Origin of the sequence: Variovorax paradoxus, from assembly GCA_016806145.1 — a bacterium.
Taxonomy (GTDB): Bacteria; Pseudomonadota; Gammaproteobacteria; order Burkholderiales; family Burkholderiaceae_C; genus Variovorax.
This window is the reverse complement of sequence record CP063166.1, coordinates 2,725,841-2,743,611: the sequence shown is the minus strand read 5'-3', so window position 1 is coordinate 2,743,611 and position 17,771 is coordinate 2,725,841. Positions and strand designations below refer to the sequence as shown.

Genomic DNA, 17,771 nt, shown 5'->3' with positions numbered 1-17,771 from the left:
GAGTGGTCAGGCGACGTCGGCAGCCTGGGGCTGGCCGAAGCGCTTTTCGATGTAGGTTTCGACGAGCTGGTGGAACTCGTTGGCGATATTGTCGCCGCGCAGCGTGAGGGCCTTTTCGCCGTCGATGAAGACCGGCGCGGCGGGTGCCTCGCCGGTGCCGGGCAGGCTGATGCCGATGTCCGCGTGCTTGCTCTCGCCGGGGCCGTTGACGATGCAGCCCATCACGGCCACCTTCATCGTCTCGACGCCCGGGTACTTCTTGCGCCAGACCGGCATCTGCAGGCGCAGGTAGTCGTCGATCTGCTTGGCCAGTTCCTGGAAGGTGGTGCTGGTGGTGCGGCCGCACCCCGGGCAGGCGGTGACGCTCGGCACGAAGATGCGCAGGCCCAGCGACTGCAGGATCTCGGAGGCGATCACCACCTCCTGCGTACGCGACTCGCCCGGCTGCGGCGTGAGCGACACGCGGATGGTGTCGCCGATGCCCTCCTGCAGCAGGATCGACAGCGCGGTGGCCGAGGCCACCGTGCCCTTGGTGCCCATGCCGGCCTCGGTCAGGCCCAGGTGCAGCGCATAGTCGCAGCGCCGCGCGAGTTCGCGGTAGACCGAGATCAGGTCCTGCACGCCGCTGACCTTGCACGACAGGATGATCTGCTCGCCGGCCATGCCCATGGATTCGGCCAGCTTCGCGGATTCGATGGCCGAGGTGATCAGCGCCTCGTACATGACCTGCTTGGCGTCCCAGGGCCGCGCGCGCAGGCTGTTGGTGTCCATCAGGCTGGCCAGCAGCTCCTGGTCGAGGCTGCCCCAGTTCACGCCGATGCGCACCGGCTTGTTCCAGCGCATGGCCGCGTCGATCATCTGGCCGAACTGGCGGTCCTTCTTGTCGCCCTTGCCCACGTTGCCGGGGTTGATGCGGTACTTGCTCAACGCCTCGGCGCAGGCCGGATAGTCGGTCAGCAGCCGGTGGCCGTTGTAGTGGAAGTCGCCGACCAGCGGCACGTCGATGCCCATGCGGTCGAGCTGCTCGCGGATGTAGGGCACCTGCGCCGCCGCCTCGGGCGTGTTGACCGTGATGCGGACCATCTCGGAGCCGGCCTGGGCCAGTTCCTTGACCTGGATCGCGGTGCCGATCGCGTCGACCGTGTCGGTGTTGGTCATCGACTGCACGCGCACCGGCGCATCGCCGCCGACCGTGACCACGCGCGGGCCCCAGACCACGCGGGCCTGGCGCGAGCGGCGCGCCTTGGGCGCCGCGGATTCGATCGGCTGGGGTTCGCTCACGATTTCACCTCGAAGCGCGCAACGCCGCCGTTGCGCGTGAAGGGTTTGAGATCGAAGGGCTTGCCGAGCACCTGCACATCGACGCTCGATGCGCGCCCGACCACCACCGAGAGCGGCAGCGCCCCCGACAGCCCGACCGTCTCGCCGGCCAGCAGGCTGCGCCGCAGCAACTGCTTGCCCGCCGAGTCTGTGACGGTGATCCAGCATTCCTCGCGCGCCACGAAGACCAGCGCCTGGCCGCTCGCGGCGGCGGCGGAGGCCGCGGCAGCGGGCGGCGTGGCGGCGGGCGCGTTGCCGCGGCCGGCGTCGCCGGGGCGGTCGCAACGGCCGGCGCCGGCGTGGTGGCGCTGCCGATGGCGGCGGCCGGAACCGGCACGCTCTCGGTCGCGATGCCTGGCGTGGCGCCGGCGGCCGCGGGCGCATCGCCCGCGTTCGGCCCGATCTCGGCCGCGCCGCGCGCCGTGATGCGCGACATCGTGGCGCCGATGCGATCGAACACCGATTGCGGCAGCCAGAAGATCGCGGCCGCGCCGACCAGCAGCAGCGCGACCACGGTCAGCAGCGCGCGCGACGGCAGCCCGGTCGAACGACCGCTGCCCCAGCGCGAGGTGCCGGAGACGATGTGGGTCTTGAGATTGCGGTCGGCCATCGCCACCGTGGCCTTGGGCGCGCCCGGCAGCTTGGCGAGCACCGGCGCCGGATCGACGCGCAGCGCACGGCAGACGCTGCTGGCCAGCGCGCGCGCGAACACTGGATCGGGCAAGGCGGCAATGTCGTCGGCCTCGAGCGCCAAGAGCTTCTGCGCCGGCACCTTGAGGGCGGCCGCGACCATCTCGATGTGCAGGCCGTGCGCCTCGCGCGCCTCGCGCAGCATGGTGCCGGCGGACTTGTCGCTGTTGTCGGCTTCCTCGAGCGGGACCACCGCGGAAGTGCCGAATTCGGAAACCCGTTCAGTCATTGAAATTCCCGCGCTCGAACGCCGAAGCTTCGCGCGACTGCGGGAAGCGGCGCTGCAGCTGCCCGCCCAGCTGCGCGACCGCCTCGCGGTTGTTGAGACTGCGCTCGATCTTGATCCCCAGCCACAGGGTTTCGGCATTGGCCGAGGGACCGTTGTTGACACGGCGCACGTAGAACTGCGCGCGCGACCATTCCCCGCGCTTCGCGAGCAGCGAGGCGAGGTTGAAGCCGACCACCGGATTGCCGGCATCGATCTCGTAGGCCGCCTGCAGCGAGCGCTCGGCTTCGACGGGCTGGCCCGCGCGCATCTCGCACAGGCCCTGCGTCATCAGCGTCTTGGCGCGCTCGGTGTAGGCCGGCGTGGCCAGCGCCTCGGTGAACTGCTGGGCCGCGTCGCGGTAGCGGTTCTGCTGGCACAGCAGCCAGCCGTAGTTGTGGCGCGTGTTGCCGTCGCGCGGATTGAGTGCCAGCGCGCGGCGGAAGCTGTCCTCGGCCAGGCCGGCGTCTTCCATGCGCATGTAGACCAGCCCGCGCAGCGCGAAGGCGTCGGCATAGCTGGGGTCGGCGTTGAGCGCCTGCTTGATCTCGTCGAGCGCGACCGTGTTCTGGCCATGCTCGAAATAGCCGGCCGCGAGCTCCATGCGCAGGCGGGCGCGGCGGCGCGCGTTCGACTCGTCCGACTCGGTGACGAGCTGGGTGCCCGCGGACGAGCTGGCCGAATCGAGGCTGGTGGTCGTGGTGCGGGTGTTCACGCACCCCGAGAGCAGCAGCGCCGCGAAGCCCGCGACACTGACGGCCAGCACGCGTTGCAGCCCGGCGCTCGCCGTCGGAAAAGCCATGCTCATCGGTTCAATGCTCCTGGGAGGCGGTGGAAGCGGCCTTTCGGACCGGATGCAACACGACCGTTCGCTCCGTTCCCGAGGCGGACGACGCCAGGCGGCGCTGCGCCATCCGCTCGGCCGCGCGGGTGCGGTCCTTGACGTCGCCGGCCAGCTGGCCGCAGGCGGCGTCGATGTCGTCGCCGCGCGTCTTGCGCACCGTGGTCACCAGGCCGGCTTCGCTCAGCATCTTCGCGAAGGCCAGCACGCGCGGCTGCGGCGAGCGCAGCAGGCCGGATGCCGGGAACGGGTTGAACGGGATCAGGTTGAACTTGCACGACACGCCGTGCGTGCGCACCAGCTCGATGAGCTGGCGCGCATGTTCGGGCTGGTCGTTGACGCCGTCGAGCATGCAGTACTCGAAGGTGATGAAATCGCGCGGCGCATGCGCGAGGTAGCGCTTGCAGGCCTCGAGCAGCTCGGCGATCGGGTACTTGCGGTTCAGCGGCACCAGGTCGTCGCGCAGCGGATCGTTGGGCGCGTGCAGCGAGACGGCGAGCGCCACCGCGCAGTCGGTGCCCAGGCGGTCGATCATCGGCACCACGCCCGAGGTCGAGACCGTGACGCGGCGGCGCGAGAGGCCGTAGCCGTTGTCGTCGAGCATGGTGCGCAGCGCGGGCACCAGCGCCGAATAGTTCTGCAGCGGCTCGCCCATGCCCATCATCACCACGTTGGAGATGACGCGCTCGTCGCGCTTCAGGTGCTTGCGCAGGAAATGCTCGGCGAACCACAGCTGGGCGACGATCTCGCCCGTGCTCAGGTTGCGGCTGAAGCCCTGGTGGCCGGTCGAGCAGAAGCGGCAGCCCACCGCGCAGCCGGCCTGGGACGACACGCACAGCGTGCCGCGGTCGTCCTCGGGAATGAAGACGGCTTCGACGGCATTGCCGTCACCGACGTCGAACAGCCACTTGATCGTGCCGTCCTTGGATTCGTGCTGGGTGATGACCGGCAGCGCCTCGACGCGCGCGGTCGTCGCGAGTTTCTCGCGCAGCGACTTGGCCAGATCGGTCATCTGGGAGAAGTCGCTGGCGCCACGCTGGTGGATCCAGCGGAACAGCTGCGTGGCGCGGAATTTCTTCTCGCCGAGTTTTTCGCAGAACGCAGCCAACCCCTCGAGATCGAAATCGAGCAGGTTGGCCGTGGTCATGGATTCGGTCGAGATACGGCTTCAGCGTGCGTAGACGTTGAGGCCGGCGAAGAAGAACGCCACTTCGTTGGCGGCGGTTTCGGGAGCGTCCGAGCCGTGCACGGCGTTGGCGTCGATGCTGTCGGCGAAGTCGGCGCGGATGGTGCCGGCGGCGGCCTTCTTCGGGTCGGTGGCGCCCATCAGGTCACGGTTCTTGGCGATCGCGTTCTCGCCTTCGAGCACTTGCACGAACACCGGGCCCGAGATCATGAACTCGACCAGGTCCTTGAAGAAGGGGCGTTCCTTGTGCACGGCGTAGAACTGCTCGGCTTCGTTGCGCGAGAGATGCACCAGCTTGGCGGCCACGATCTTCAGGCCGGCAGCCTCGAAGCGGGAAACGATCTTGCCGATGACGTTCTTGGCGACGGCGTCGGGCTTGATGATGGAGAGGGTACGTTCGATAGCCATGGAAGTGCTTTCTGAGCTTGCTTGATTCTGAAGTTTTTTGTCACAACTGCAACGATATTGTTGCGCTGTATCCCGACAAAGCCCGCGATTTTAACCGGCGGGATTCACCACCTTGGTGAAAACCCCGCGAAAGGCCGCGCGGGCGCGGCTGTTTTTGTTCAGCGTCCGCGGCGCCGGCCACCGCCGCCGCCCTGCCCGCCGAAGCCGCCGCCACCACCCCCCCCGCCGCCGCCGCCCCCACCGCCACGGCGGCCGGAGCCGCCCTGGCGCTGTTCCTTGCGCTGGCGCGTGAAGCTGTCGGCGCCGATGTAGCCCAGCGAGGTCTTCATCGGATCGGGCTGGTTGGCACCGCTCGGCGGACGGTCGTCGCCGCCCTGCCGATTGCGGTTGCCGCCGTTGTTGTTGTTGCGCCGGCCCTGCTGCTGTTGCGGCGGACCGCCGTTGCCGCCACCCGGGCCGCGGTTGTTGCGCGGGCCGCGCGGCGGGCGTGCCTCGCCCATCGGGCTCGGGATCGGACCGTCGTCGCGCGCCTGGGCACCGGCACCGCCATTGCGGCCGCCGCGGCGCTTCTTGTTGCGGCCGTTGCGGCCACCGCCGCCATCGGGCCCCTGGCCGCGCTGCTGCTGCGGGCCCGGCCGCGCCTGCGCGCCACCCGAGGCCTGGAACAGCGCGCGGATGTCGCGCTCGTCGAGCTCCATCCAGGCGCCGCGCTTGAGGCCGCGCGGCAGCACCATCGCGCCGTAGCGGATGCGGATCAGCCGGCTGACCGCATGACCCACCGACTCGAACAGCCGGCGCACTTCGCGATTGCGGCCTTCGGAGATGGTGACGCGGTACCAGCAGTTGGAGCCTTCGCCGCCACCGTCCTCGATGGTGCCGAACTGCGCCATGCCGTCGTCGAGGCGCACGCCGTCGAGCAGCTTCTGCCGCTCTTCGCTGCTGATCGCGCCGAGCACGCGCACCGCGTACTCGCGCTCCAGGCCGAAGCGCGGATGCATCAACTGGTTGGCCAGGTCGCCCGAGCTGCTGAACAGCAGCAGGCCTTCGGTGTTGAGGTCGAGCCGGCCGACCGACTGCCACTTGCCCTGGTGCAGGCGCGGCAGCTTGCGGAACACGGTCGGGCGGTTCTGCGGGTCGTCGTGCGTGACGACCTCGCCCACGGGCTTGTGATAGGCGATCACGCGCGGCGGCGGCGGCGCGATCCGGTAGCGGATCGGCTTTCCGTTGATCTTGACCTGGTCGCCGTACTGGATGCGCTGGCCGATGTGGGCCGGCTCGTTGTTGACCGAGATTCGCCCCTGCAGGATCAGCTGCTCCATCTCCAGACGCGAGCCGAGGCCGGCCTGCGCCAGCACCTTGTGCAGCTTGGGCGAATCGGCCTCGGGCAGCAGCACGCGCTTGAGCGGCGGCACCTCGGGGCTGTCCTCGTCGGCGTCGAACTGGCCCGAGATGACGTCGGCGAAGCGGATCGGCTCGGGCGGCGGCGCATTGCGCTGCTCGCGCTCGGCGGCGCGGCGCGCGCGGTCGAGGTCGTCCTCCTCGTCGTCGGGGTCTTCCTCGTCTTCTTCATCGTCGAAGCGGTCGTCCGAGTCGTCCTCGTCGCGCGACTGCGCACGCACCGGTTCGGCGCGCGCGGGTTCGGGTTCCGGCTCGGGCGTCGCTGCCGCGACGGGCTCGGGTGCCGCCTCGAGCGCGGGCGGCTCGGAGTCGGCCGCGGGCGCCTCGGGCGCTGCCTCGGCGACGGCCTTCGGCTTGCGCGGGCGCTTCGGCTTGGCGGGCTTGGCCGGTTCCTCGGCGCTCTCGGCGGCCACGGCCGCTTCGGGTTCGGGTTCAGCCACGGCCGGCGCCGGCGCTTCGGCGGCCTCCACGGCCTCCTTCTTGCGCCGCGGACGCCGCTTCGGTGCCGCGCCCTCCTCCGCCGTCGCTACGGCTTTCGCAGCATCTCCCGCGGACTGGCCGGTCGCTTCCGGCGTGTTTTCGTTGGACAAGGGGTCGATCGGCAGAATCGCCGCTTCGTCGGGGTCGGATGAGCTCATGAGGTCTTTCCGGGGAGGACTGCGTCAGGATCGGTCGCGTCCGGCGGCGGAGCGTCGGGATCGATGCGGGGTTCTTCGGAGGGTTCGGTATCGGCGCAAGCCTGGGCTTGCGCGGGGGCTGGCTGTTCGGCGTCGCCGTTGCCTCGCTCGTCGAGGGCGACGGCATCGCCGGGCTCGGGTGCCGTGTCGGGCGACGCTGCGTCAGCGACCGCCTGCAGGGCTTCGGGCTGTTGTTCTTCTGCCGGGGTGGTGGGCGCAGTCTGCGCCTCTTCCACTGCCACGGCAACCGCCGCATCGTCGGCGGCGGGCTCATCGATCGGCAGCGCCGGCTGGTTGCCGCCGCCCGCGCGCTCGAGCGAATCGACCAGCGCCGCCTGCTGCGCCGGCGTCTCGATCACCGGCAGCTGGTCGAGCGAGGCCAGGCCGAGGTCATCGAGGAACTGGCGCGTGGTCGCGTACAGCGCCGGACGCCCGACGGTCTCGCGGTGGCCGATCACCTCGACCCAGTTGCGGTCCTCGAGCTGCTTGAGGATCAGCGAGTTGATGGTGACGCCGCGGATGTCTTCCATGTCGCCGCGCGTGACCGGCTGACGGTAGGCGATGATGGCCAGCGTCTCGAGCGCCGCACGGGTATAGCGCGGCGGCTTCTCGGGGTGCAGGCGGTCGAGGTGGTCGCGCATCTCGGGCCGGCTCTGGAAGCGCCAGCCACTGCCCACGCTGACCAGTTCGAGGCCGCGTTGCGTCCAGTCTTCCTGCAGCTCGAGAAGCAGCGACTTGATCGTGTCCACACCCAGTGCGTCGTCGAACAGCACGCGCAATTCGCGCACCGGCAGCGGCTGGCTCGAACAGATCAAGGCGGTTTCGAGAATGCGCTTGGCATCCGCCGTATTCATGGTTCGCGTTGTCCGGGAAAAGGCGCCTTGGAGGACGCTTTTTTTGTTCAGAAGGATGGAAGGAGGCGTTGCCGGCACGCGGCGAATGCAACGCGGGGCCGGCATCAAGCAGTGGCCGGCGCGGCGGCCCTGGGGGCCGTCAGGCCCGATTGTAGTCCAGCCCCCAGGCCCGCAAGGCCTCGGCGAGATCGGCCGGCAAGGCCGAATGCAACGCGATCGGCGCCTTGGTCACCGGATGGACGAAGGCCAGCCGGAACGCATGCAGCGCCTGCCGCGCGAGGCCTGCGGCGGCCGTGCCGCCGTAGAGCGTGTCGCCCACCAGCGGATGGCCGATCGATGCCATGTGCACGCGGATCTGGTGCGTGCGGCCGGTTTCGAGGGTGCAGCGCACCACGCAACCGCGCTCCTCGCTGTCCAGGCGCTCGATCAGGGTGCGGGCGGTCTTGCCGGCGTGCTGCTGCAGGTCGAGCACCGCCATGCGCAGCCGGTTGCGCGGATCGCGGCCGATGGCCGCGTCGACCTGGCGCGCGGCCGGGCCGGTCCAGGGCTTGTGGCCCAGCGCCAGGTACTGGCGCTTGACCTCGCGCGCGGCGATCAGCGCCACCAGCGCGTCCATCGCGGCTCGCGTGCGCGCGACCATCATCAACCCGCTGGTGTCGCGGTCGAGCCGGTGCACGATGCCCGCGCGCGGCAGCAGCAGCGCCTTGGGATCGAGCGCGAGCAGGCCGTTGAGCAGCGTGCCGCTCCAGTGGCCCGGGGCGGGATGCACCACCAGGCCGGCCGGCTTGTCGATCACGCGCAGGTGCTCGTCCTCGTAGACGGTGACGATCTCCATGGGCTCGGGCCGGAAGGCCTGGCTCTGGGGCGTGGGCCGCAGTTCGATGCGCCCCGCCTGCCCGGCCCGCACGGCCGCCGAGGCCTTGGTGGCGGCGCGGCCCTGCAGCTCGACGGCGCCGGCCTCGATCAGTTGCTGCAGGTAGCTGCGCGAGAACTCGGGAACCAACGCGGCCAGCGCGCGATCCAGTCGCAGTCCGTGCTGCGCGGGGTCGACGACGAAATCCCGCCACTCGCTGGCTTCGGACGGATCGGCGCCCTCGTCGAGCTCGGCCGCCTCCGGGGAGTTGTCGCGGGGGTCGGTCGATATAATTGAGGGCAACTGTTTCACGAAAGCCGCATGTGATGATTCGCGCCAAATTATCGGTCCCAGCCTGGATGGCGCTCGGCGCCCTCGCGCTGCTCGCCGGCTGTTCGAGCACCAAGGACGACAAGACCGCGACCTGGAGCCCCAACCGGATCTACGCCGAGGCCAAGGACGAGGCCGGTTCCGGCGCCTACGACAAGGCCGTGCCGCTGTACGAGAAGCTCGAGGGCCGCGCCGCCGGCACCCCCCTGGCCCAGCAGGCCCAGCTCGAGAAGGCCTACGCCCAGTACAAGGGTGGCGACAAGGCCGCCGCGGTCTCCACCATCGACCGCTTCCTGAAGCTGCACCCCGCCAGCCCCGCGCTCGACTATGCGCTGTACCTCAAGGGCGTGGTCAACTTCAACGACGACCTCGGCATGTTCGCGTTCCTCACGCGTCAGGACCTGTCGGAGCGCGACCAGAAGGCGGCCAAGGAGTCGTTCGAGTCGTTCAAGGAGCTGGTCACCCGCTTCCCCGACTCGCGCTACACGCCCGATGCGCGCCAGCGCATGAACTACATCGTGAATTCGCTCGCCCAGTACGAGGTTCACGTGGCGCGCTACTACTACTCGCGCGGCGCCTACCTGGCGGCCATCAACCGCGCCCAGAGCGCGATCGCCGACTACCGCGAAGTGCCCGCCGTCGAGGAAGCGCTCTACATCATCGTGCGCTCATACGACGCGCTCGGCATGAACGATCTGCGCGACGACGCGCAGCGCGTGCTGACCTCCAACTACCCGCAGAGCACCTACCTGACCCAGGGCTTCAAGACCAAGGACGATCCCTGGTGGAAGATGTGGTGATGGCGCTGGCCAGCCGGTTCGGCTGACGCCAGAGACACGAAAAGCCCGACGGCGCGAGCCCTCGGGCTTTTTTATCGCCCGCGCGGCGCGAACTTCAGTCCTGCACCGGCACGGCCAGCTCCGCGATCGCCGCGTCGAGGTCGGCCTCGGTCTCGAGCCGCCGCATCGGCGGCAGCGCCCCGAGCAGGCGGCGGCCATAGCCCATCGCGACCAGGCGCGTGTCGCAGATCACGAGCACGCCGCTGTCGGTCTCGCGCCGGATCAAGCGCCCCGCCCCCTGCTTGAGCGCCACCGCGGCCTCGGGCAGCGAGTAGTCGCCGAAGGAGCTGCGGCCCTGCGCCTCAAGCCGCTGCGAGCGCGCCTCGACCAGCGGATCGTTGGGCGGCGGGAACGGCAGCTTGTCGATCACCACCAGCTGCAGGGCGTCGCCGGGCGCATCGAAGCCTTCCCAGAACGAGGCCGAGGCGACCAGCACGCAGCCGGGGCGCCCCATCGTGTCGCCCTCGCGGAAGCGGTCCATCAGCACCCGCTTGGGCAGTTCGCCCTGCACCAGCACCTCGGGCCGCCGCTCGATGCCCAGGCGCTCGATCTGCTGGCGGATCTCGTCGCCCACGGTGCGCAGCGCGCGCAGCGTGGTCGTCAGCACCAGCGTGCGGCCGCCGAGCGCGCCGGCGCCGCGCGCGGCCAGTTGCGCCACGCGCAGGCTGTGCGAGGGCTCGTTGGGCTTGGGGAAGGCGCGCGGCACGTACAGCGCGGCCTGCGCGGCGTAGTCGAAGGGGCTGCGCACGCGCAGCACCTCCGCGTCCTCGAGGCCGCACGGTTCGGTGAACCAGCGCAGCGTGGGGTCGTCGCCCAGCGTGGCGGAGGTGAAGACCCAGGCGCGGCGGCGGCGCTCGGTGGCCGCGGGTTCGGGCTCGTGCGCGCGCGGCGGCTCGTCGTCATCGTCGTCGCCGCCGCCCTGCGCATCGAGCCAGGCGTCGTAGTCGTCGACGGCCTCGCGGGCGCCGGGCGCCGGCGCCTCGTCGTCGCGTGGCTTGGCGATCTTGAGCACGCGCGTGCGCATCGCCTCCGCGATGTCGAGTGGCGATTCCACCAGCCGCAGCTGCGTGCCCACGTCGACCCAGCGCACCGATTCCGGCGCGCAGGCGCGCGCGAACTTGGCGGCGCGCTTCGCGAGTTCGCGCGCGCGCTCGAGCAGCCGCACGAAATCGGGCGACAGCTCGCTGACCGTGTCGAGCCCTTCGGCCGCTTCCTCGAAGGCGATCTGCAGCGTGTCGAGCGCACCCTGCCATTCGTGTTCGCCGATGCCCTCTGGCGAGGGCCCGGCCCAGCGCAGCTTCGCACCCGGCCACTGCTTGCCCACCGTCAGCCGCAGCTCGCGCGCCGCGCGCTCGAGCCCGGCCACGATGCCCTGCCAGTCGACAAGCCCGCGCGCATGCGTGAGGCCGGCCGCGAGCACGTCGCGCGCGAAGTCGAGCGCCTGCCCGGTGCCGAGGTTGGTGCCGAGGAACTGCACGCCGGTCTCGTTGAGCTGGTGCGCCTCGTCGAACACCACCACGCTGACGCTCGGCAGCAGCTCGGCCATGCCGGTCTCGCGCACCGCGAGGTCGGCGAAGAACAGGTGGTGGTTGATGACCACCACGTCGGCCGCGAGCGCCTCGCGCCGCGCGAGGTTGACGTGGCAGGGCTTGAACTGCGGGCACTGCGCGCCCAGGCAGTTCTCGCGCGTGGAGCTCACCAGCGGGATCAGCGGCGAGCGCTCGTCGAGCCCCGGCAGTTCGGCGAGGTCGCCGGTGCGCGTGGCCTTGGACCATTGCTCGATCTTCGCCAGCGTGCGCAGGCTGCCACGCTCGGGCAGCGAGGCGTCGTGGCGCGCCATGTCGAGCCGGTGCAGGCAGAGGTAGCTGCCGCGGCCCTTGAGCAGCGCGGTGCGCACCGGCAGGCCCAGCGCTTCCACGAGTCGCGGCAGGTCGCGGCCGAAGAGCTGGTCCTGCAGCGCCTTGGTGGCGGTCGAGAGCAGCACGCGCTCGCCGCTCAGCAGCGCGGGCACCAGGTACGAGAAGGTCTTGCCGACGCCGGTGCCCGCCTCGACCACCAGCATGCCGCCCTGCTCGATGGTGCGCGCCACGGCCATCGCCATCTCGGTCTGGCCCGAGCGTTCGCGGAACTGCTCGGCCGCGCGCGAGAGCACGCCGCCGTCCGAGAAAGCTTCCAGCACCTTCGATGCGAGCGTGTCTTCCATGCCCACCGCGCTCATGCGGGCTCCTTCGGATCGATCGCGTTCTCGAGCCGCACGATCTGGTCGCGCAGCGCGAGGCGGCGCTTCTTGAGGCGGCGCAGCAGCAGTTCGTCCCGCGGCACGACCTCGCTCAGGCCGTCGATGGACGCGTCGAGGTCCGCATGCTCGATGCGCAGCTCGATCAGTTGGCGGGAAAGGGAGTGGAGATTGGAATCCAACGTGGGAGGAGCGAGCGCATCTTCTGCGCGGCCCGTGCTCGTGTTCATTCGATAATACGTCGTGACACGAACTCCAGAGAAGACAGGCGGCGCTGCATCGGCGCATTCGCGCTCATGACCCAAGGCTTCCGACTCGTTGCCGCCACCGGCCTACACAAGGGCGACCGCCCCTACCAGCAGGACCAGGTGCTGCTGATCGCGCATCCGCGAACGCCGGGCTGCGTGCTGGCCGTGGTGGCCGACGGCATGGGCGGACGCAGCGGCGGCCGCAAGGCCTCCGACCAGGTGCTGATGACCGCGCGCCAGCTGTTCGCGCGCTACAACCCCGTGCGCGACCAGGCCGAGGCGCTGCTGCGCCAGTTGCTCGAGGACGCGCACACGGTGATCAAGCTCACGGCCGTGTCGAGCGAGCAGGAACCGCACAGCACGCTGGCCGCCTTCCTCATGAACCCGAACGGCGACTGCGCCTGGATCCATGCGGGCGATTCGCGCATCTACCACTTCCGCGACGGCCGGCTGATCAAGCGCACGCGCGACCATTCGTACGTGCAGACGCTGATCGACCGCGGCGAGATCACCGAGGCCGAGGCCAACGTGCATCCGCAGGGCAACATCCTGCTCGGCTGCCTGGGCATGCGCTCGACGCCGCCGCCGATCGCGCCCGACCATGTGCCGAGGATGCAGCCCGGCGACCTGCTGATGGCCTGCAGCGACGGCCTGTGGCATTACTTCACCCCCGAGGAGCTCGCGAGCGTGCTGAATGCGCAGCCGCCGCGCGACGCGGTGGAAATCCTGGTGGGCGAAGCACGCCGCCGGGCGCATGGCACCGGCGACAACATCTCGATCGCGGTACTCAAGCTCGAACCGCTGCCGGCGGCCTGAATCCGCGGCCCAAAGTCCATGGGCCGTTGCGAAGCGCTCAGGGCTTCGCGGCCGGTTCCGCAGGCGGCAGCGGCGCGCCGCGCGGCTTGGTGCGGTGGCTGTTCTGGCGCTCGCGGCTCGCGCGATGCTCCTCGGCCTTGCGCTGCTTCTCCTCGTAGCGCTGAACCTGCTCGGGTGCTTCGGCACGGCGCTGCGCGGCCTTGGCCTGTTCGGCCGCCTGGTTGGTCTGCTTCTGGTCGAACTGGCGCTGGCGCTCGGGCGCCTCGGCGGCCGTCGTGGCACGGCCCTGGGCGTGGTCGGCGGCGCGCTGTTCGCGCTCGCGCTGGTTCTGCTGGGACTGCTCGCGCTGCTGCGCGGAATCCTGCGGGCGTTCGGTGGCCTTCTTCTCGTCGAGCTTGCGCAGCTCGGCGGCGCCGCGGCGCTGGCGCTCGATGTCGTTGATCGACGATTCCTGGCGCTTGAGGTGGTCGTTCTCGGTGCGGCGGCGCGCGCGGCTGTCGCGCAGGCAGTCCTCGACCGCGAACTTGGCGTAGCAGGCCTTGCGCTCGCTCTCGTAGCGCGCCTCGATGGCGGCGCGCTCGGTGGCCAGGCGGTTGCGTTCGGCTTCGAGGTCGGCGACGCCGGCGGCGGCGTTGGACTGGGCCCAGACCGGCAGGCCGGCCAACGACATCCACAGGGCAAGGACGAGGGTTTTCTTCATGTGAGGCGAGTGTCGACGATGCGGCGTTCCAGCGCGAGGAATTCGGCCGACTGCATCTCGTTGAGCCGCGAGACCGTGCGCGGAAACTCGTGCGCCAGCGGCCCCTCGGTATACAACGCCTCGGCCGGCACCTCGGCCGACATGATGAGCTTCACGCGGCGGTCGTACAGCACGTCGACCAGCCAGGTGAAGCGGCGCGCCTCGGAGGCCATGCGCACCGGCATGTGCGGCACGTCGGACAGCAGCACCGTGTGGAACTGGCTCGCGATCTCGAGGTAGTCGTTCTGCGAGCGCGGACCGCCGCACAGCGTCTTGAAATCGAACCACACCACGCCGCCGGCCTTGCGCCGCGCGCGGATCTCGCGCGACTCGATGTGCAGCACCGGGTTCTCGTCGGCGGTCTCGGCCAGCTTCTCGAAGGCCTTGCGCATTTCCTTCTCGGTCTCGCCGTCGTTCGGCGTGAGGTACATGCGCAGCTGCTCCATGGTGCGGCGCCGGTAGTCGGTGCCGTTGTCCACGCTGAGCACCTCGAGCTTCTGGTTCAGCAGCTCGATGGCGGGCAGGATGCGGTCGCGGTGCAGCCCGCCGGGATAGAGGTCGTCGGGCTTGAAATTGGAAGTGGTGACGAAGCCCACGCCGTTCTCGAACAGCGCGATCAGCAGCCGATGCAGGATCATCGCGTCGGTGATGTCGGCGACGTGGAACTCGTCGAAACAGATCAGCTTGTAGCGCTTCGAGATGCGCAGGCCCAGCTCGTCGAGCGGGTTGACGGTGCCCTGCAGCTCGCGCAGTTCGCGGTGCACCTCGCGCATGAACTCGTGGAAGTGCAGGCGCGTCTTGCGCCGCAGCGGCACGGCGTTGAAGAAGAGGTCCATCAGGAAGCTCTTCCCGCGCCCCACCCCGCCGTACATGTAGACGCCGCGCGGCAGCTCGGGCCGGTTGATGAGCTTCTTCAGTGCGTTGGAACGCTGCGACTTGTAGGCCGCCCATTCCGCGGCGCAGCGGTCGAGCGCCTCGACGGCCCGCATCTGCGCGGGGTCGCTCTTGAACCCGCGTGCCGCGAGTTCCGCTTCATAGGCCTGTTTGACGCTCAAGGGATCGGAATGCTAGGTATGGGGTGGCTGCGGGCGGCCCGCGAAGGGCCGCCCGCAGCGGGGTCGCCGCTGATCAGAAGTTCAGCGTGCGCTTGTCCACCGCGAGCGCGGCTTCCTTGGTGGCTTCCGACAGCGAGGGGTGCGCGTGGCAGATGCGCGCGATGTCCTCGGCGCTGGCCTTGAACTCCATCGCCACCACGGCTTCGGAGATCAGTTCGCTGGCCTGCGGGCCGACGATGTGCACGCCCAGGATCTCGTCCGTGGCCGCGTCGGCCAGGAACTTGACCATGCCGGTCGTGTCGCCGAGCGCACGCGCGCGGCCGTTGGCCAGAAACGGGAAGGTGCCGGCCTTGTAGGCGCGGCCCGAGGCCTTGAGCTGCTGCTCGGTCTGGCCGACCCATGCGATCTCGGGGCTGGTGTAGATCACCCACGGCACGGTGTTGAAGTTGACGTGCCCGTGCTGGCCGGCAATGCGCTCGGCCACGGCAACGCCCTCTTCTTCCGCCTTGTGCGCGAGCATCGGGCCGCGCACCACGTCGCCGATCGCCCACACGTTCGGCAGGCTGGTCTTGCAGTCGTCGTCCACGGCGATGGCGCCGCGCTCGTCGAGCTTCAGGCCCACGGCTTCGGCGTTCAGGCCGATGGTGTTGGGCACGCGGCCGATCGAGACGATCAGCTTGTCGACCTCGAGCGTCTGGGCCTCGCCCTTGGCGTTGGTCCAGGCCACGCTCACGCCGTTCTTGCCCGACTTGATCTCGCCGACCTTCACGCCGAGCTCGATCTTCAGGCCCTGCTTGTCGAAGGCCTTCTTGGCTTCCTTGGCGATCTGCTCGTCGACCGCGCCGAGAAAGGTCGGCAGCGCTTCGAGCACCGTGACTTCGGCGCCGAGGCGGCGCCACACCGAGCCCATCTCGAGGCCGATGACGCCCGAGCCGATCAGGCCCAGCTTCTTCGGCACCGCGCCGATGCGCAGGGCGCCGTCGTTCGAGAGGATGTTCTCCTCGTCGAAGGCCGCGCCCGGCAGCGCACGGGCGTTGGAGCCGGTGGCGACGATGATGTGCTTGCCGGTGATGGTTTCCTCGGCGGCGCCGGCCACCTTGATGTCGTAGCCGGCGTCACCGGACTTCTCGAACGAACCGCGGCCGTGGAAGAAGCTGATCTTGTTCTTCTTGAACAGGTACAGGATGCCGTCGTTGTTCTGCTTCACGACCTGGTCCTTGCGGGCCAGCATCTTGGCGAGGTCGATGCCGAGGCCCTCGACCTTGATGCCGTGGTCGGCGAAGTGGTGGTTCGCCTGGTCGTAGTGCTCCGACGACTGCAGCAGTGCCTTCGAGGGAATGCAGCCGACGTTGGTGCAGGTGCCGCCCGGTGCCGGGCCGCCCTTGCCGTTCTTCCACTCGTCGATGCAGGCGACGTTGAAGCCGAGCTGCGCCGCGCGGATGGCGGCGATGTAGCCGCCGGGGCCGCCGCCGATGACGATGACGTCGAATTGTTTGGACATGATTTCCTTCATGATTTCGTGTGCCGGCTCCGCTCAATGGCAAGCGAAGCGAAAGCCGTTCGGGAGCACCCGCGGAACCGGCTTTGCCGGGCCGCTGGGTGCGCCCCCTTGAGGGGGGAGGCGGCTACACGAAGTGAGCGAGCAACGGGGGTGGGTCAGGTTAGATGTCGAACAGCAGGCGCGACGGATCCTCGAGCGCTTCCTTCATGGCGACCAGGCCCAGCACGGCTTCGCGTCCGTCGATGATGCGGTGGTCGTAGCTCATCGCCAGGTAGTTCATCGGGCGGATGACGATCTGGCCGTTCTCGACCACGGCGCGGTCCTTGGTGGCGTGCACGCCGAGGATCGCGGACTGGGGCGGGTTGATGATCGGGGTCGAGAGCATCGAGCCGAAGGTGCCGCCGTTCGAGATCGAGAAGGTGCCGCCGGTCATCTCTTCGATGCCGAGCTTGCCGTCCTGGGCCTTCTTGCCGTACTCGGCGATCTTCTTCTCGATGTCGGCGAAGCTCATCTGGTCGGCATTGCGCAGGATCGGCACCACCAGGCCGCGCGGCGAACCGACGGCGATGCCGATGTCGAAGTAACCGTGGTACAGGATGTCGTTGCCGTCGACCGAGGCGTTGATCACCGGGTACTTCTTGAGCGCGTGCACCGCGGCCTTCACGAAGAAACTCATGAAGCCGAGCTTCACGCCGTGTTCCTTGGTGAAGCTGTCCTGGAAGCGCTTGCGCAGTTCCATGACGGGCGCCATGTTCACTTCGTTGAAGGTGGTCAGGATCGCGTTGGTCGACTGCGACTGGATCAGGCGCTCGGCGATGCGCGCGCGCAGGCGGCTCATCGGCACGCGCTGTTCGGGGCGGTCGCCCAGGTCCGGCGCGCTGGTGGGCGCGGCGACCTGCGGCAGCGCGGGCTTGGCGGCCGGCGCGGGGATCGCGGCGGGCGCGGCCTTGGCGGTGGCACCCGAGGCCACGGCGCCGAGCACGTCGCCCTTGGTCACGCGGCCGTCCTTACCGGTGCCGGCCACGTCGCTGGTCTTGAGGTTGTTGTCGGCCAGCAGCTTGGCGGCGGCGGGCATGGCGACGTCGGACTTGGCACCGCCGGTGGCGGCGGCAGCGGCCGCGGGTGCGGCGGCGGCAGGTGCCGCAGCGGCAGCGGCGGGCGCGGCGGCCGGGGCAGCGGCGGCGCCGGCCTTGCCTTCGGTGTCGATCTTCGCGATCAGCTGGTCGGCCACGACGGTGGCGCCGTCGCCTTGCACGATCTCGGCCAGCACGCCGGCGGCGGGGGCCGGCACTTCGAGCACGACCTTGTCGGTCTCGATCTCGATCAGGATTTCATCGATGGCGACGGCTTCGCCGGCCTTCTTCTTCCAGGTGAGCATGGTGGCTTCGGCCACCGATTCGGACAGCTGAGGGACTTTGACTTCTACGATAGACATTTGGAGTTTGCTCCGCTTTGATTTGTGTGTGCCCCTGGGGCCGGGGTTCGCCCGGCCCGCCCCTCGTGGGGGATCGGGCG

Annotated in this window: 15 protein-coding genes and 1 pseudogene; 2 read left to right on the top strand and 14 right to left on the bottom strand. The window is 69.7% G+C overall.

Going from position 1 to position 17,771, the window contains the following annotated elements; all coding sequences use genetic code 11:
* Positions 1-6: 6 nt before the first annotated feature.
* The 8 genes and pseudogenes from ispG to INQ48_12600 form a co-directional block, all read right to left on the bottom strand.
* Positions 7-1,284 carry a flavodoxin-dependent (E)-4-hydroxy-3-methylbut-2-enyl-diphosphate synthase gene (ispG, locus tag INQ48_12635; protein ID QRF60713.1) on the bottom strand — a complete coding sequence of 426 codons (1,278 nt, stop codon included), beginning with the start codon at positions 1,282-1,284 and terminating at the stop codon, positions 7-9.
* Positions 1,278-2,239 (bottom strand): annotated as a pseudogene (locus INQ48_12630) (helix-turn-helix domain-containing protein). The gene ispG and the pseudogene INQ48_12630 overlap by 7 nt, the downstream one beginning before the upstream one ends.
* On the bottom strand, positions 2,232-3,083 hold the full coding sequence (gene pilW / locus INQ48_12625; GenBank protein ID QRF60004.1) for a type IV pilus biogenesis/stability protein PilW: 852 nt from the start codon (positions 3,081-3,083) through the stop codon (positions 2,232-2,234). The pseudogene INQ48_12630 and the gene pilW overlap by 8 nt, the downstream one beginning before the upstream one ends.
* Before the next feature lie 4 nt (positions 3,084-3,087).
* Positions 3,088-4,263, bottom strand: a complete 1,176-nt coding sequence (gene rlmN / locus INQ48_12620; protein QRF60003.1) for a 23S rRNA (adenine(2503)-C(2))-methyltransferase RlmN — start codon at positions 4,261-4,263, stop codon at positions 3,088-3,090.
* Between the two features lie 21 nt (positions 4,264-4,284).
* A complete protein-coding gene (gene ndk, locus INQ48_12615) occupies positions 4,285-4,710 on the bottom strand; it encodes a nucleoside-diphosphate kinase (protein ID QRF60002.1) in 426 nt (141 codons plus the stop codon).
* 158 nt (positions 4,711-4,868) lie between these two features.
* Positions 4,869-6,746, bottom strand: coding sequence for an rRNA pseudouridine synthase (locus INQ48_12610; GenBank protein ID QRF60001.1), 1,878 nt, complete (start codon positions 6,744-6,746; stop codon positions 4,869-4,871).
* Positions 6,743-7,639: an SMC-Scp complex subunit ScpB gene (gene scpB / locus INQ48_12605; protein ID QRF60000.1), complete on the bottom strand. Its 897-nt coding sequence runs from the start codon at positions 7,637-7,639 to the stop codon at positions 6,743-6,745. The genes INQ48_12610 and scpB overlap by 4 nt, the downstream gene beginning before the upstream one ends.
* Before the next feature lie 139 nt (positions 7,640-7,778).
* Positions 7,779-8,786, bottom strand: coding sequence for an RluA family pseudouridine synthase (locus INQ48_12600; protein QRF60712.1), 1,008 nt, complete (start codon positions 8,784-8,786; stop codon positions 7,779-7,781).
* Between the two features lie 32 nt (positions 8,787-8,818).
* Between INQ48_12600 and INQ48_12595 the strand changes: the two genes are divergently transcribed.
* Positions 8,819-9,622 carry an outer membrane protein assembly factor BamD gene (locus tag INQ48_12595; GenBank protein ID QRF59999.1) on the top strand — a complete coding sequence of 268 codons (804 nt, stop codon included), beginning with the start codon at positions 8,819-8,821 and terminating at the stop codon, positions 9,620-9,622.
* A 94-nt stretch (positions 9,623-9,716) separates the two neighbouring features.
* On the opposite strand, the gene INQ48_12590 is transcribed toward INQ48_12595, so the two are convergent.
* Entirely contained in the window at positions 9,717-11,864 is a 2,148-nt protein-coding gene (locus INQ48_12590) for an ATP-dependent DNA helicase (protein ID QRF60711.1), read from the bottom strand.
* 11 nt (positions 11,865-11,875) lie between these two features.
* Positions 11,876-12,079: a DUF465 domain-containing protein gene (locus tag INQ48_12585; GenBank protein QRF59998.1), complete on the bottom strand. Its 204-nt coding sequence runs from the start codon at positions 12,077-12,079 to the stop codon at positions 11,876-11,878.
* 114 nt (positions 12,080-12,193) lie between these two features.
* Here INQ48_12585 and INQ48_12580 point away from each other — a divergent pair, with 114 nt between their 5' ends.
* Positions 12,194-12,961, top strand: coding sequence for a serine/threonine-protein phosphatase (locus INQ48_12580; GenBank protein ID QRF59997.1), 768 nt, complete (start codon positions 12,194-12,196; stop codon positions 12,959-12,961).
* Positions 12,962-12,998: 37 nt separating this feature from the next.
* Here INQ48_12580 and INQ48_12575 read toward each other — a convergent pair whose 3' ends face one another.
* The 4 genes from INQ48_12575 to odhB form a co-directional block, all read right to left on the bottom strand.
* Positions 12,999-13,661, bottom strand: a complete 663-nt coding sequence (locus INQ48_12575; protein QRF59996.1) for a hypothetical protein — start codon at positions 13,659-13,661, stop codon at positions 12,999-13,001.
* Positions 13,658-14,755, bottom strand: coding sequence for an AFG1 family ATPase (locus INQ48_12570; protein ID QRF59995.1), 1,098 nt, complete (start codon positions 14,753-14,755; stop codon positions 13,658-13,660). Before INQ48_12570 ends, INQ48_12575 begins: the two co-directional genes overlap by 4 nt.
* Before the next feature lie 73 nt (positions 14,756-14,828).
* On the bottom strand, positions 14,829-16,256 hold the full coding sequence (lpdA, locus tag INQ48_12565) for a dihydrolipoyl dehydrogenase (protein ID QRF59994.1): 1,428 nt from the start codon (positions 16,254-16,256) through the stop codon (positions 14,829-14,831).
* Between the two features lie 160 nt (positions 16,257-16,416).
* Entirely contained in the window at positions 16,417-17,691 is a 1,275-nt protein-coding gene (gene odhB, locus INQ48_12560; protein ID QRF59993.1) for a 2-oxoglutarate dehydrogenase complex dihydrolipoyllysine-residue succinyltransferase, read from the bottom strand.
* Positions 17,692-17,771: the final 80 nt, after the last annotated feature.

Bases quoted from the DNA above. Each gene is read 5' to 3' on its own strand.
- ndk (QRF60002.1), bottom strand. From the start codon at position 4,710: ATGGCTATCGAACGTACCCTCTCCATCATCAAGCCCGACGCCGTCGCC.
- INQ48_12590 (QRF60711.1), bottom strand. From the start codon at position 11,864: ATGGAAGACACGCTCGCATCGAAGGTGCTGGAAGCTTTCTCGGACGGC.
- INQ48_12575 (QRF59996.1), bottom strand. From the start codon at position 13,661: ATGAAGAAAACCCTCGTCCTTGCCCTGTGGATGTCGTTGGCCGGCCTG.
- odhB (QRF59993.1), bottom strand. From the start codon at position 17,691: ATGTCTATCGTAGAAGTCAAAGTCCCTCAGCTGTCCGAATCGGTGGCC.
- lpdA (QRF59994.1), bottom strand. From the start codon at position 16,256: ATGTCCAAACAATTCGACGTCATCGTCATCGGCGGCGGCCCCGGCGGC.
- INQ48_12580 (QRF59997.1), top strand. From the start codon at position 12,194: ATGACCCAAGGCTTCCGACTCGTTGCCGCCACCGGCCTACACAAGGGC.
- INQ48_12595 (QRF59999.1), top strand. From the start codon at position 8,819: ATGATTCGCGCCAAATTATCGGTCCCAGCCTGGATGGCGCTCGGCGCC.
- rlmN (QRF60003.1), bottom strand. From the start codon at position 4,263: ATGACCACGGCCAACCTGCTCGATTTCGATCTCGAGGGGTTGGCTGCG.
- INQ48_12610 (QRF60001.1), bottom strand. From the start codon at position 6,746: ATGAGCTCATCCGACCCCGACGAAGCGGCGATTCTGCCGATCGACCCC.
- pilW (QRF60004.1), bottom strand. From the start codon at position 3,083: ATGAGCATGGCTTTTCCGACGGCGAGCGCCGGGCTGCAACGCGTGCTG.
- scpB (QRF60000.1), bottom strand. From the start codon at position 7,639: ATGAATACGGCGGATGCCAAGCGCATTCTCGAAACCGCCTTGATCTGT.